This window comes from Mariniflexile aquimaris (genome assembly GCF_042676825.1).
Lineage (GTDB): Bacteria > Bacteroidota > Bacteroidia > Flavobacteriales > Flavobacteriaceae > Mariniflexile > Mariniflexile aquimaris.
Window position 1 is genome coordinate 182,739 of the sequence record NZ_JBHTIB010000002.1, and the last position, 15,527, is coordinate 198,265.

Genomic DNA, 15,527 nt, shown 5'->3' on the forward strand with positions numbered 1-15,527 from the left:
TTTTTTAGTAATAATATGGTTGATAATTTGATGCTTAAAAAAGTACCAAACTTAGTCTATTTATTCTAAATATTCATCCAAAAACAAACTTTCGTATAGTTCGCTAATGTAATAGTAGTAATAGTTTTACTTCTGTTGAAAAAATTCATTTTCAATATTCATTTAAAACCCAATTCCACAAGCTCTTTTCTGAAATTAAAAAACTTTTACTGTAAAAAAACTCCTTTTAAAACTAATACTGCTAGATATATTACTGAAAACTACCCTATTTCTTTTAAATAGAGTACGAACTTTAAAGTTAATCATAATTCCTTATCTTACCAAAACTGATATTTTAATACTTTCGTTTTACACTTTAAGTATCTAAGCTTTTGAAGCGAGACACAATTTAACAAATCTTTAAAGCTATAAGATGTACTTTCGCTTTGAATTTATAGTTATACTATTGGTTTTAAAATGGAATTATAGCATGTTAAAAATTAAACTACTCTTTTTTATAAGTACGTGTTGCCTTTTTTCTTGTAAAAATGGAGAACTTAGCGTTATTGCCAATTTACCTATTAGCTTAAACGAAGTTTCTGGGGTTGAAACCCTCAGGAATTCTGAGTTATTATGGGTAATTGAAGATTCGGGTAACAAAAACCACGTTTATGGTCTAAACAGCAAAGGCTCTATAATTCGAGATATTAAAATTACGAACGCAAAGAATAGAGATTGGGAAGATTTAACATCAGATAATTTAGGAAATATCTACATTGGAGATTTTGGCAACAATAGTTTTAACCGAAAAAAATTTACAATCTATAAAGTTTCAGATTTAACATCGAATAACACTACTGCAGAAAGTATCAGCTTTACACTTCCAAAAAAGCTTCGTCACAACGATTTCGAAGCCTTTTTCCTCTTCAAAAAACACTTTTATATTTTTAGTAAATCGGATGGAAAAGGCGTCATGGTTAAGGTTCCGAACCAGACGGGAGACCATATTGCCGAATATGTTACTTCTTTTAATCTGAAAGGAAAAAACAATAAAATCACCTCAGCTGATATTAGTGAGAATTGCAAAGCGATTGTCCTTTTAAATCATGATAGTGTTTGGCAAATTACCAATTTTAAATCTGATGACTTCTTTTCAGGAAAAATTAAAAAACTAAATTTAGATCACAATTCACAAAAAGAAGGTGTTTGCTTTAAAACGGATTCCGAACTTTTTATCACCGATGAACGAACAGGGAATTTGAATGGCAATATTTACCTGTTTAATTAAAAACCGAATCCTAATTTAAATGCTAAACGCAAACCATCATCGCTATTAAAAGCCGATAAATTAAACGTAACAATATCGGCTGCAGTAGCAAATATCCCACCACCAACAGAGGTATTCCAAATTCTAGATGAATCATCATGCAACCAAACCCGACCGTAATCAAAGCCACCATAAAGTCCAAAATTAACTGGTAATAAGGCTGTTTTTACTTTTCGTAAATTCAACCGAATGTCTGTGCTTTGCACAAAGGCATTTTTACCCGTGAATCGCTGATTTCTATATCCTCGCAATCCGTTATTAGCTCCAATAGAAGCTGCTTGATAAAACTCGTAACCATCGTTAAAATTTAAATGACCCAACAGATTGGTTGCAAAAACAAGATTATTGCTAGATGTTAATTTATATTCAAAACCTATATGTGGCAACATATAGAAAAACTCGTTAGAATTATTAATATTAGATTTATATCCCATTTGTAAATTCACTACCATGCCATTGGTTGGAAACGCTTTATTATCGTAATTCTCATAGCTATATGCCACCTCTGCTCCAATAAAACTGTTGCTAACTTCTACACCGTTTCCAATAATTTGGTTTATAAAACGCCCTTGCGATTTCTCTACTTCATAAGCTTCATAAGCTATTCCAACTTTAAAACTCGCCCCCATTTGTCCTTTCCAAATTAAGGCTGGCGCTACATTAAAGGCTTGTATTTTTACGCGATTATAGTCCATATCAACATCTAATCCGTCGTTTTCATCAGCCTCAGGATTTAGAGTTTCATTTCCATAACCAAAAAAGTTTACGGCATAATTAGGACTGGTATAATTAACATTCACGCCTAAATTCATCTTACCCACCACATGTGCAAATTCGCCCATATACCCTATTTCAATTCCGTTTGTCGCAAAATAATGTGATGCTTTTAGTATGTGCTGCGATGTAAACGGATTTCTATCGAACCCGTAATTTGTATAGGTATTTGTAAGGCCTATTTTAAAACCATCGTCTGGATTAGCGCCTATGGTTGGCATTAATTGATTCGAATTATTTTTTAGTTTCTTATAATCGTAAACATTTGTAATATAATCGTCGGTTAAATTTTTGCTTCCTAAGTTGGTTTCAAATTCGTTAGGCTTCGTTTTATAATCATAAATTTTAACACGCTTGCCATTTTTAATATTGTATCTGTCATTATTTTGTCCGCCAATTAATCGAAGTGTTATTTCGTTATCGCTTTCTTTTCCTGATACCTTAAACACATCATCATCGTCTAAACCATATATCCAAATCTCTTTAGTATCTGCTGCATCATAAATTCTGGTATGAAAAACACCTTCTTTATCTCCTTTTTTTATTCGATACGCCGTTACTTTTGTTTTACCTTCTGGCAAGCGCTTAATATCGAACCAATCGTCTCTATTTGTTCCTTTTATAACCGCATATTTATTGAGGTGTTTGTAATAGGAATCTGAAATTTTTTGAAGATGCTGTCTTCTACCAATTAATTTTTGCTTAATGTTTATGATAGTTTCATCGTTAACTTCTTCTGGGATATTTAAGAACGCTTTATCAATAACATCATCAGTTAAATTATTAATAATATGATTGACTTCGCGGTCCCATACAGTTTTATCTGACCCGATAATTAAAGCCATATCTAGCGGATAGGGTTCTAAATTAAACCACTTCGGACTTTTTAAATCCTCTTCATAACTTTGCATTAAACGTAATGCGGGTATGGCTTTTGTTGCAAAACTTAAAAGCGCCCCATCGGCCATTATAGAAAAAGCCTGGTCTCGGTCTCTGGGTACCGGGCGATAAATTGTTTTTCCTTTTTCTTTAAATTGTGCCCAACGCCATTGGTCTTCATGTCTGTCCCAATCGCCAATTAACATATCGAACAATCGCGCTCTTATGTAAGCAGGTTCATCTAAAAGAAAATCTTCATCTTCATTTAGTTTTTTAAGCACATCGTCTGTACTTATTAATTTATCAGAAAAGCCAAAACTCGCTTTATCACCATGACCAGAATCGGCACTTTCTTCTATCATATAAATGGCATCACCAAATTCGTTATTAAAATGTGCTAATGCTTCTTGTTTTGGCACATAATAAAGTTTTGGATTGGAATGATAAATCCCAACAGCATCAGACAAGGCACCTATAGTAAACGGCGCATAAGGATGTGCTCCTGCAAACACATCTAACAGTAAATTTTCGGCATAGGTATTTTTAAATTCTCCTTCAATATACTGATCTTTAAATGCGACCGCTTGTAAATACTGCAAGGCACTTTTACGAAGTGCGCGCATAACATACTCCCTACCTTCTTTATCAACTAAACGCAATGATTTCGATTGATGCCCACCACCCTTTCTAACCGGCACAACTCCTCCAAACAGGGTATCAAGATTAACCGTTGGTAATTTTACATCTGTACTGTAATACTTTCTATAGCGCTCGCCCCAAAACAAAGTATGCCACCACCCTTTTGTTGTTTCGTCTTTGGTGTAAATTGATGCTGTTTTTTCTGTTGGAAACAACGCGTAATTTGTTTTCAAAATATCATTTGATTGATCTTCTGGATACACCTCAGCTTCAAAAACAACCTGCTTGTTTTTAGTGGCGTAAAAACGCACGAACGAAGAGCCGTCTTTAAAAACATCTAACCGCGCAAACCCAGGCGTAGCAAAAGAAAACTTACCACCACCAATATTTTTTGTCGGCGATAATTTTGAACCAGAACCGCTTATAATTTGTGCTAAATTGTCTTGAACAATGTATTGTAAATTATGGTCGTGACCCGAAACAAAAACAGCCTTGTCATTCTCTTGCGATAGTGTAATAAGGCGCTTTCTGAATTCATTATAGCGCTTATTTTGAACATCGACCGTTGTTATACCGCTTGTTTTTCTAATCACATTTTTTAGGGTGCCTAAAACGGGCAGTGGTGACAAATGACTTTTAAACGAATACTGACCGCCATGGCTACCATTAGTAAACATAGGGTGATGCACAGCAATCACTGTTGTTTTACCCCGTGCTTTTTTTATTTCGCTTTCAAACTCATCGAAAAATTTAGACCGCGTTTTTATTTCGCAATCATCATTCATGGTTGGATGCTTATCCCAATTGGTTAAATACCATTCTGAATCGACTATTATTAAAACAATATCGTCTGTAATAGTTACTTTTTCAATAGGACAACCATTTTCTGGTAAAAAAGTATTTTTTCCTAAGGCGTCTTCTATAAATTCTTCTTGCCGTTTTAATCCTTCAAGCCCATTAGAATACCAATCATGATTTCCTGGAATAAAAATGACTTCTCCTTTAAAATCTTTTACTGAATTTATTTGAACGTTAAGCTGATGCTCTGCAAAATCTCTCCCGGATTTATTCTTTTTAGGCAAGCCTTTCGGGTAAATATTATCCCCCAAAAATATGGCGGTACTGTTTTTGGAAGCTTTAGTTAATTCCGATTTAAAATATTGAATCGTTTCGGTTTCGCTACCAATAGGCGAATTGCCCGCATCGCCTATTAAATAAAAAGTGTGTGCAATAGTTTTTTCCGTTGGAAAGTTTTCTTTGTTAGTATCGACAGAATATTGCGGTTTATACGTTGCACAAGCAACAACAAAAAAAGTTGATATGATTAAAATGATACTTTGGCGAAACCCCATGTTAATAGATTAATTGCTATTTTCGTAAAAATAATATTTTAAATGAATCAATTGCTTACCACAGTCGAGAAATACGTTTCAAACTTACTTAGAAACGAATTGCCAGACACCTTTGTTTATCATAATTTAGGCCATACACAACGTGTGGTTCAATACACCAACGAACTTATTGAGGGAGAAAACATAAATGAAATAGATGCAGAAAATCTACGTATTGCCGCGTGGTTTCATGATACAGGCTATACTAAAGGCACCGAAAAACATGAGGAACAAAGCGCTTTAATAGCTACTGAATTTTTAAAAGCACAAGGTTTAGAGGCTGAAAGAATTGACATTATCACCAATATTATTTTGGCTACCAAAATAGGTCACGAACCCAAGAATTTACTAGAACGAATCATTCAAGACGCCGATTGTGCCCATTTTGGAACAAAGAATTTTTTTGATATTAGTGAACTGCTGCGTTATGAATTGGAACAGACGCACAATAAAACATTTACTGAAAGTGAATGGACACAAGAAAACATTTCATTTTTAACAAAACATCACCAATTTCATACCCGTTTTGCTATTGAAAATTGGTTGCAAGGCAAGGAAAAAAACTTAGCAACACTTTTTAAAACGAGTAAAAAAGAAAAACAAGCAGAAAAAACAAACAAAAGAAAAAAGGATAAGATTAAATCGCCAGAGCGTGGTATAGAAACCATGTTTCGAGTGACTTTAAGAAACCACATAACGTTAAGTAACATTGCCGATACGAAAGCTAATATTCTGCTGTCGGTAAATGCTATTATTGTATCGATGGTATTGTCTAATTTAATTCCTAAACTAGATAGTCCTTCCAATCATTATTTAATTATGCCGACTGTTATTTTTACGCTTTTTACCGTTGTAGCTATGGTGTTATCTATTATAGCTACCAGACCCAATGTAACAAGCGGAAAGTTTACCAAGGAAGATGTGAAAAACAAAAAAGTAAACTTGTTGTTTTTTGGTAACTTTCATAAAATGAATTTAAAAGATTTTGAATGGGCTATGGGCGAAATGATGGAAGATCGCGACTACCTATACTCTGCCATGAAAAAAGACCTGTATTTTTTAGGCTTGGTGCTTAACAGAAAATATAAAATTCTGCGCTTAACTTATACTATTTTTATGATTGGAATTATAGTAAGCGTTATTGCCTTTACTGTCGCTTTTCAATATGCAGGAAAATAAATTAAGCTTTAATTTCTTTCATTAAATCTTCGTAGGTATAAAACTCTTTGTCTTCGGGTGTTTTATGGTATAAGATACTCACACGAATAGCCTTTAAACCTGTCACCGCTTGTAAATCTTGTAACTCTACAATTTCAACATCGGTATCTAAATACTTTTTAGCTTGCAAGAATTTAATATACTTTAAATACTCGATTTCATCTTGTTTCTGAGAATATACAATCGAAATTTTCCCTTTTTCGGTGACGCGCTTATTGGTGCCTTTAACAAACGCTTTATCAACGCGTTTTTTTACAATTTCGTAACGCGCATTGTAAGTACCATCTACGTCAAACTGTTTTTCGTCCATTCTAAAACTAATAGATAGCGGTTGGCTAAATACTAAAACCATGGAAGCCACATCTAATTGCACTGGGAAATTTGGCTGCATTTGGTAATAGGCATTCTCCATTTCGCACATAACCTGTAATTGCCAAAGCCTTAAATTGTACAAGTAAACAAGATTAAAATTATCTTCTTTAGTTATAGATTTACCAATGTACATATTATGCTCTACCCCATCTGTTTTAAAACGCTCAAAATAATGTGGGTACATGCTTTGTGCTTCTTCTTGCTTTTTATCTAAAAGCGAAGCCATTCTTTTGTTGATTTTTGAAATGGTATCATCGTACTTTTTTCTGCTATCGTAAACAATATTCAGTTCATTGTGAATACCTTGATAATACGCATCTAATAATTCCTTAACACCAGCTAATTTGTTTAAATGCTCAAGCACTAAATTAATATCATTTTTAAGGAAATCGCTTATTTGCTGCTCACTATCTACCTGAAAATGATTTTCTAAACTTTCTAGATACACATCTATTTGATAAATATACTGCTGATAAATAGGCAAATTCTCTATTATTATAGCTGATTTTAAAATAGTTTTAAGGCTATTTAATTGTACTGCTAAATCTTGTTTTGTTGCCCAGTTTCTTGCTTCAGAAGATCCTTTAATATCAATTTGACCATATAATGGGTAAACATCATTAAACGCTATTTTATTAAACGTTGCTGGATTACCAATTTCCTGTTCATATACAAATCTTTTAGCTTCCTTTTTAAACTTCCAGTGTACACTTGGATGTATAGACGTGCATTCCTGCTGAATGACGGCGTCTATTAAATTTTCTTCTTCTCGTTTTGAACGCTTAACGGCCGAAACTATAAACGGCATCACATCTGCTAATTTATTAGCGTTGATGCTATTCAGTATTTTTGGTTTATTTGATACGATCTCTAAAATCCCAAACAAATTAGAATTAACAGCAATGGGCGCTAAGATTACACTTTTTATACCTTGTCTCTTAAAAATATTTAACTGCGGAACTTTGCAATTAGATGCTTTATGCTTTTCATCGACATCTGAAATAGCTAGAAATTTATTGTTTTCGAGAAGGCGACTATACGACGCATCACATAATACATCATGGCATTTAGATGATTCTGTATTATCTAACAAAAAGCTTTCTATCTCGCCACCAAAAATATGTTCGAATGAGTTTTCTTCTTTATTATAACTCGAAAACCCTACTTTAAGATCTTTTATTCCAAACAGCGACCTGAATGTTTCTTGAAAATCTATAAAAAATTTATCGTCGTTATTATTCTTTTCACTTATAAGACTCGACTTCACATTAGAGATAGACTGATCGTCGGTTACATCAAAAATATTAGAAATTACGAAACCTTTATATGTATAGCTATTTGGCGGGAATTTCTCTTTCCAAAGCTCTATGTTGTCAAAATTATCCAATAACAAATTATAATCTTCCTCGGTTATTTTTGGAGCCTTTTCGGTTGGTATAATTTCTGTAAAATCGGCATTATATAAAATCTTATAATACCTAATAATACCGTTCGCATCTGGAATTTCGTATAAAAATGGTCGCTTAAAATTTATATTATAGCCGTAATAAAAATTTAAAATCACACTACAGGCAATGATGTAAAAATCATCTTCTGGCATGTTTTTTATTTTTAATTCGAATTGATTTCCGGCGGCTTGAATTATTTTTTTAAAACGCTCTGAAGAATTAAAAACCACATCTTCAAAAGGAATTGAAGCCGCTTTAATTTCGTTATTTGTTAAAACAGGGCTAAAAGAATCTTGAAGAATATAACGAATCTCGTTTTTATAGGTTTCAAGAATGGAAACATCTGTAAAACCTTCACGAAGCACCGGAATAGCTTCTCCTATTTGCAAGATACGCTTTGCTCTATTCGCTGTAAGCTCATCATCACTATTAGTAAAATGCTCGTATTGCGCTATCAGTTTATTAAAACTGATAGTTAATGTCATTGGAGATTCTGAATAATTGAACATAAAACTTCTAAAATGATTTACAAATGCAAAATTACAAATTATAATCTTAGTCTAAGTAACATTGGTATCTTACAAAAACAATACATTATTTAATAATTGGTCGCATTAACCCTTCTTGCGCTACCGATGCAATGAGCTTACCTTCCCTAGTAAAAATATTGCCTCTTGCAAAACCTCGGGCATTCGACATGCTGGGAGATTCCATAGAATACAACATCCAATCGTCGAAATCGAAATCTCTAAAATACCACATAGAATGATCTAAACTCGCTGTTTGGGTATTACCCCAATGCGCTTTACTAGCATGCGGGTATAATGCTGAAGTTAAGATATTATAATCTGATATATAGGTTAAAATCTGTTGTTTGGTTGCCAAATCTAAATTGCTGGCATCGCCTTTTAACTTAAACCACACATCGCAAAATGGTGGTAAATCTTTTTTATCTGAAGGATTAACAATTACCGTAGGTTTAAACTCTATAGGGCGTTTAATTTCGAAAAAGGCTTTTAAACTTCTTGGTAAAAAATCGCCGTATTGCTGAAGAATATCGGTCCAGCTTAACAAATCTTCAGGTTGTTTTAGATCAGGCTTCATATCCATTTGATGCTCATGACCGGATTCTTTTTTATGATAGGATGCCGATAAAATAAAAATAGTCCGGTCTTTTTGATGCGCGGTTACTCGACGCACCGAAAAACTACCACCATCTCTCACAATGCTAACATTGTAGGTAATGGGTAATTCTAAATTTCCTGCTTCTAAAAAATAAGAATGCATGGAGTGTAATATTCTATTATTATGAATAGTATTGGTTGCAGCATGAATAGCCTGCGCCAATACCTGACCACCAAAAACTATAGGGCTACCTATGGTTTTACTTTTACCGTTATATTCGGTATCGCTAATTTTATCTAAAATTAATAAGTCTAATAAATCGTTTACAGAAGTCATATAATTTCTTTAAGACTGCAAAAATACATCAGATAGTATTTTAAATATAATAATTCCTGTTTTATCTGATGTTACTTTACCAAATATCCAATACAAACGAACCAAGATTTAATTCCATTTTAGTTGCTTGCGCTCCTTCCAATATTTCTCTGGAGTAACTTTAAAGGTTTTCAATCTATTTAAGTCGTCTTCGGTTAAATGAAAGCTATTCATTTTTAAATTTTCCTGTAATTGTTTTACGGTACTTGCGCCACTTAAAACAACAGCTTCCGGAATTGTGCTGGCACAAAATTGTAACGCGATAGCATCTACACCTACATCGTATTTTGAAGATAAGCTTTCTAACACATTATAAAACGCTTGATATTCTGGATATTTCGCGTTTTTAAACATTCTCCCGTTTGCTAAAGCTTCTTTAATAATGAGCCTTTTATTGGCTTGCTTCAACGTATCGCTCATAGTTAAAATACTCTGATCTAAAAAATTGTAAGTACTTTGAAAGGTTTCAAACAAGGGCTTGCCTTCAACAACAACATCTAATGCTTTTTTTATGACTTCAACTTGATTTTCGCCCGTTGTTGAAATGCCTATCTTTAAATTACATTCATTTTTTAAATGATACAATTCATTTAAAACAGCCTCATTTTTTAACACACCAGTATCTAAAGTCGCCGAATGAATTTGATAGGTTGTTAAAAAAGGTAACAGTTTTTTAGATTCCTGCCATTGTTCCTTTAATTTAAACAGACTATGCTCTTTCAATTCATGAACTGGCGCATTGGCATCAAAATTAGCAACGTAGGTATAGCCCCATTTTGTTGCTACTTCTATAGTTTTATCACTTTTGTTTGCTAACCACTCTATGAGTAATTTTTCTGCTAACCCATAACCAGGGGCCGTATCAAAATACCGGACGCCTAATTTATAGGCCTCATCCAACACTTTAAAACCCTCCGTTTTTAACTCATTTACATTGCTTTTTGCTACGGTATTGGTTCTTACATTTATATAATGCGGTCTTCCAATTGCCGCCATTCCAAGTCCTAAAGTCACTCTGTTTTTATTTTAATTTATTAAACAATTTACGAACTGCAAGATAACATGGAACAACCTACTTTATGGCGTGCCCATTCGGGTCGTTTAGCAAACCATTTTTCGTGTTCGGGTTGCTCATCATAGGGTTTTTTAAGCAAATTGAACAAAGTATCAATTAACTTATAATCGCCTTTATCGGCATCATCGATTGCTAATTGTGCCATGTAGTTTCGCAATACGTATTTCGGATTTACAGCATCCATCTTTGCTTTTCTTTCTTCGGAAGTAATTGGTTCTTGCTTCAAACGGTTTGCATAACGCTCAAACCATACAAGCCATTTCGTTTCAATATCGCCTGAAACTTCTTTTGGAACATAAAACGCATCGTTCACAATCTTTAATCCTTTCGATTTATGTTCCAAATTGAAATCACATAATTTCCTAAAAAACATTGTCATATCGGTTTCCGTTAAAAGCAGATTATCTTCCAATTCTTGAATTAAGGCAGTATCAGAAGCATCTTCAACTTCTAATCCCAATTTTGAGCGCATCATTTTTAAAGACTTCTTTTCAAAATCGTCTTTATACTGATTAAAAATAGCTTCAAAAGGTTTTGCATCGTTAATCAATGGATACACCGAATTTGCCAATTTGTATAAATTCCAGAGTCCAATATTTGGTTGATTCCCATATCGGTAGCGCTTATGTTGGCGATCGGTTGTGTTTGGCGTCCACCCAAAATCGAAGCCTTCTAACCAACCATATGGACCATAATCGATTGTTAAGCCAACAATGGACATATTATCGGTATTCATTACGCCATGTACAAAACCTACCCGTTGCCATTCGATAATCGTCTCTAAGGTGCGTTGAGAAACTTCGTTAAAAAATGCTACATAGGTATCTTTTGATGGTTCTCCCAAATGAGAAAAAAAATGTTTAATAGTATAATCTACCAAGGTTTTTAAGGTCTCAAAATCTTGTCGTGCCGCGAAAATTTCGTAGTTACCAAATCGCAAAAATGTTGGGGCTACTCTACAAACTATAGCGCCTTTTTCATAATCTGGATTGCCGTTGTACATGACATCGCGTAATACTTGGTCGCCCGTAATTGCTAAAGACAAAGCTCGCGTAGTTGGCACCCCTAAATGATGCATGGCCTCACTACACAAATACTCTCTTATAGAAGAACGCAACACCGCTAAACCGTCGGCAGTTCTGGAATAAGGCGTTGCACCGGCACCTTTAAGCTGCATAGCCCAACGGCTGTTATTATGTACAACTTCGGCTAAATTAATCGCGCGTCCATCGCCTAACTGTCCTGCCCAATTACCAAATTGATGTCCGCCATAACACATGGCGTAAGGCTTTGTATTAGCTATCACCGCGTTACCAGTGAAGATTTTTAGAAATTCTTCCGATTGCGAATCCTTTTGAGTCAACCCCAGATTTTCAAGCATTTCTGGCGATGCATGAAGCAATTCTGGATTGGAAGTTCGTTTAGGATGCACATAAGAAAAACAGGCTTTTTCAACCTGTCTTCGGCTGTTTTCCAGAATTGGATCTGCGGGTAATTCCTTAGTAAATGTATCGTTTAATTTAAATTTCATGTTGTTAAATCGTTTTCAAAAAATCTATAGCGTGTTTAGGATACAAATGAAAATCTGAAAACACCACAAAATCATTTTTATCTATAAAAATAAACCAAGGCGTCCCTCCTGTTTTATAATTTTTCATAATGTTGGATATGGACGTTCCATCATTTCCTGCATCATGCCCGAAAGGGATTTGAATGTTATAAAGCCTCTGAGTTTCAGCCATTCTTTCATAAGTGTTGGTATGATGTCCCTCAAAAACCGTTTGAATCGCTAAAAAAACAACATTCTCATTTTCATTTAAAGCCTCAACCATACGTTTTAAATCTGGCAAACCCTTTGAATGGCAGCCTCTACACCAACTTTGAAAGCAGAACACTACTTTGAATTTATCTTTAAAATCTGATAATTTCAACGGCTCTGTTTTATTACCATACTTATCTAGCCAATCATTTACTTGAAACTCTGGAGCCTTAAACAATTGCGCTCTGTCTTTATAAATTGACATTTGTTTAGTCCTTTCTTTTTATAAATAGAATATTAAAGATTACTTTAATCTATCAGCAAAAAGCTTTCTAAGCTTTGATAATTTAGGCGTAATTACAAAACTACAATACCCTTGTTCTTTATTGTTTCTATAATAATTTTGATGAGAGTCTTCCGCTTTATAAAACACTTCCAACGGACTCACTTCTGTTACAATGGCAGCGTCGTAATATTTAGAAACTTCTTTAATAACCTTTTCAGCTGTTGCCTTTTGTTCGTTATCATGATAAAAAATAACCGAACGGTATTGTGTTCCTACATCGGCACCTTGTTTATTTAAAGTTGTTGGGTCGTGTGTGGTCATGAAAATAACTAAAATTTCTTCAAATGAAATGATATTCGCATCAAATGTTATTTGAATTACCTCGGCATGACCCGTTAATCCAGAACAAATTTCGCGATATGTTGGATGCCCTGGCACTGTACCGCCCGAATAGCCCGACACCACTTTTTCGACACCTTTAATTTCTTGAAAAATTGCTTCTGTACACCAAAAACAGCCTCCACCAATTGTGGCCAATTGTAAATTTTTATTCACCATCTTTTTGCGCTGTTTCTAATTGCATGGATTCTGAATTGATACAATAACGCAATCCACTTGGTTCTGGTCCGTCTGGAAAAACATGCCCTAGATGGGCGTCGCAAGTATTACACATAACCTCAATACGTACCATACCATACGCCGTATCGCGTTCGTATTTTATAGCGTTAGGTTTTATTGGCTGGGTAAAACTTGGCCATCCTGTACCCGATTCAAACTTTATGGTAGAATCAAACAACGGTGTATTACAACACACACAATTGTATTTACCTGCTTCATGAATAGTACAAAGCGCGCCACTATGCGGACGTTCGGTTCCTTTTTGTCTTGTAATTCTGAATTGTTCTGGCGTTAATTCTTGTTGCCATTCGGCTTCCGTTTTTTCAACGCGCTTGTCAGGAACTGGGTTGCCTTTTACTGAAAAATTAATTACATCTTTCCAAGTTATCATAGTATATCGGATCGTTTTTTTTCGTGAAATTGCTTAAATTTTGATTCATCTACAGTCGACAAGATACCTGTTTCCTTTCAAAATGCTGCTTAATAAAGTTACATATATTTAATAAAAAAAACCAGAGAAATTAACTTTCTCTGGTTAAACTTATGTAGAAAAACCAAATGTCTTGTATGTAACAAGGCGTTTATTTTAAAAAATCAACATTATATTTTTTCTAAAAGAACGATTTCAAACTCAGAATTAATTATCACTTTTCCATTCTTTACTTTGACAGATTTGTTTGAATATGCATCGCGCAACTTATCGCCATTTTTGAAAACTTTTGAAACATCCAATTCCTTTTCACCTTTTGAAACATCTAATGCAACCACTACCACATCGCTATAATTTCCTTTTGAAAAATGTCTGGAAAACAGATAAGGACTTTTAGATATCATGTTATGAGAACCCGCACCTACTGCAGGATGGTTGGCTCTGAATTGCCCTAATTTTTGCCAGTGATTTAAAATGGCTTTTGTTTTTACATTATTTTGTATGGCATCCCAATTCATGAAAGAGCGTAAGGTTGCATCACCCTGAGTGCCTTCAATTATTAAAGGGCGCGATGACTCGTCGCCATAATACACCTGAGCAGTTCCGGGCGCCAACAATAATTTTGTACCAGCTTCTACGGCCTTCATACGTTCGGGATCAAAAGGCGCGCCATCATCGTGCGACGACACATAATTCAATGTTCCGAAATTTTTTAAATCGGTACTTAAGTAGTTTGAATAGGTGCTAAACAAGGTTTCATAATCTTGCTGTGCTGCATTCCATTTAAACTGAAAATTTATCAAACTTTGAAACGCATTATCAAAATAATTTACTTTTTTATCGCCGAAATCAAAAAACTGTCCGGTATTGATTCCGTAGTTATAAACCTCGCCTACCAAGTAAAAACTATTATCATCCAAAACCTTTTTGGGGTTGTTCTTTTTAAATTCCGCGAAAGCGATATCGCATTCTTTTTTAAACTCTTGCCAAACATAGGCTTCGGTATGTTTAACCGTATCTACTCTATAGCCGTCAAATCCGAACTCTGTAATATAATCGGTTAACCATTTTATAATGTAAAAACGAGGTGCCCGCGGATATCCGGTTCTGCTAAAAAATGCATCGAGTTCTTTAACTTCTTGCTCGTAACGCCCTTCAGCCTTCCATTTTGAGACTAATTGCGGAGGTAATTCTACATTTTCATCGCTATCGGTTTTTATATCTGGCAGGTTTTTAACCAGGGTACAAGACGTTGTGTTTTCGTAATTATCATAGGCACATTGCGGACTGGTTCTTACCCACGACTCTGGCCATACCGGATCTTTTTCTGTTACCGGACCGGTGTGATTTATAACAGCATCTAGCAATATACGAATGCCTTTTTTATGGGCTGCTTCAATTAATGCGTGTAAATCGTTTTTGGTTCCAAAATTAGGGTCGATGGCTGTCCAATCGCTTGCCCAATACCCATGAAATGGATAAGAAAAACCAGTACCTTCATCGGTTCCACCGTGTATTTGTTCTACAATTGGTGTCATCCAAATGGCATTGATACCCAAATTAGTAAAATAGCCTTCTTCAATTTTTTGAGTAATCCCTTTAATATCGCCACCTTCAAAACCACGAAGTTTTCCCGTTTCTTTTGTTCTGTCAAAATTCACATCATTAGAAGTATCGCCATTGTTAAATCTATCGGTAAGCAAAAAATATACATTGGCACCTTCCCAAACAAACACGCTTTCTTTGTTTGAAACTATGTCCGCTTTCTTTTTTTCTTCGCAATTAAAAAAAGTAATGACACCTATTAGGGCTAGTAAGAATCTAGTTTTCAT

Annotated in this window: 11 protein-coding genes; 2 read left to right on the forward strand and 9 right to left on the reverse strand. The window is 34.6% G+C overall.

The genetic code is table 11. The features are described from left to right. The first annotated feature begins 469 nt into the window (after window positions 1-469). Entirely contained in the window at window positions 470-1,267 is a 798-nt protein-coding gene (locus tag ACFQ0I_RS00865) for a hypothetical protein (protein ID WP_379938505.1), read from the forward strand. Here ACFQ0I_RS00865 and ACFQ0I_RS00870 read toward each other — a convergent pair. Next, window positions 1,264-4,950, reverse strand: coding sequence for a metallophosphoesterase (locus ACFQ0I_RS00870; protein ID WP_379938506.1), 3,687 nt, complete (start codon window positions 4,948-4,950; stop codon window positions 1,264-1,266). The genes ACFQ0I_RS00865 and ACFQ0I_RS00870 overlap by 4 nt on opposite strands. Before the next feature lie 42 nt (window positions 4,951-4,992). On the opposite strand from ACFQ0I_RS00870, the gene ACFQ0I_RS00875 reads away from it, so the two are divergent. Further along, entirely contained in the window at window positions 4,993-6,168 is a 1,176-nt protein-coding gene (locus ACFQ0I_RS00875; protein WP_379938508.1) for a Pycsar system effector family protein, read from the forward strand. Between the two features lies 1 nt (window position 6,169). Here ACFQ0I_RS00875 and ACFQ0I_RS00880 read toward each other — a convergent pair whose 3' ends face one another. The 8 genes from ACFQ0I_RS00880 to ACFQ0I_RS00915 form a co-directional block, all read right to left on the reverse strand. Then, entirely contained in the window at window positions 6,170-8,512 is a 2,343-nt protein-coding gene (locus ACFQ0I_RS00880) for a GAF domain-containing protein (protein ID WP_379938510.1), read from the reverse strand. Window positions 8,513-8,621: 109 nt separating this feature from the next. Continuing rightward, the gene (locus ACFQ0I_RS00885) at window positions 8,622-9,488 is read right to left on the reverse strand and encodes an acyl-CoA thioesterase (RefSeq protein ID WP_379938511.1); all 867 of its coding nucleotides are present in this window, start codon (window positions 9,486-9,488) and stop codon (window positions 8,622-8,624) included. Between the two features lie 108 nt (window positions 9,489-9,596). Then, window positions 9,597-10,541: an aldo/keto reductase gene (locus ACFQ0I_RS00890; protein WP_379938513.1), complete on the reverse strand. Its 945-nt coding sequence runs from the start codon at window positions 10,539-10,541 to the stop codon at window positions 9,597-9,599. 29 nt (window positions 10,542-10,570) lie between these two features. Next, complete coding sequence (locus tag ACFQ0I_RS00895) at window positions 10,571-12,133, reverse strand: protein adenylyltransferase SelO (protein WP_379938515.1); 1,563 nt, start codon at window positions 12,131-12,133, stop codon at window positions 10,571-10,573. A 4-nt stretch (window positions 12,134-12,137) separates the two neighbouring features. Further along, window positions 12,138-12,626 carry a peroxiredoxin family protein gene (locus ACFQ0I_RS00900; protein WP_379938517.1) on the reverse strand — a complete coding sequence of 163 codons (489 nt, stop codon included), beginning with the start codon at window positions 12,624-12,626 and terminating at the stop codon, window positions 12,138-12,140. A 39-nt stretch (window positions 12,627-12,665) separates the two neighbouring features. Next, complete coding sequence (msrA, locus tag ACFQ0I_RS00905; RefSeq protein ID WP_379938519.1) at window positions 12,666-13,205, reverse strand: peptide-methionine (S)-S-oxide reductase MsrA; 540 nt, start codon at window positions 13,203-13,205, stop codon at window positions 12,666-12,668. Next, window positions 13,195-13,656 carry a peptide-methionine (R)-S-oxide reductase MsrB gene (gene msrB, locus ACFQ0I_RS00910; protein ID WP_379938521.1) on the reverse strand — a complete coding sequence of 154 codons (462 nt, stop codon included), beginning with the start codon at window positions 13,654-13,656 and terminating at the stop codon, window positions 13,195-13,197. Before msrB ends, msrA begins: the two co-directional genes overlap by 11 nt. Before the next feature lie 209 nt (window positions 13,657-13,865). Then, the gene (locus ACFQ0I_RS00915) at window positions 13,866-15,527 is read right to left on the reverse strand and encodes an alpha-amylase family glycosyl hydrolase (RefSeq protein WP_379938522.1); all 1,662 of its coding nucleotides are present in this window, start codon (window positions 15,525-15,527) and stop codon (window positions 13,866-13,868) included.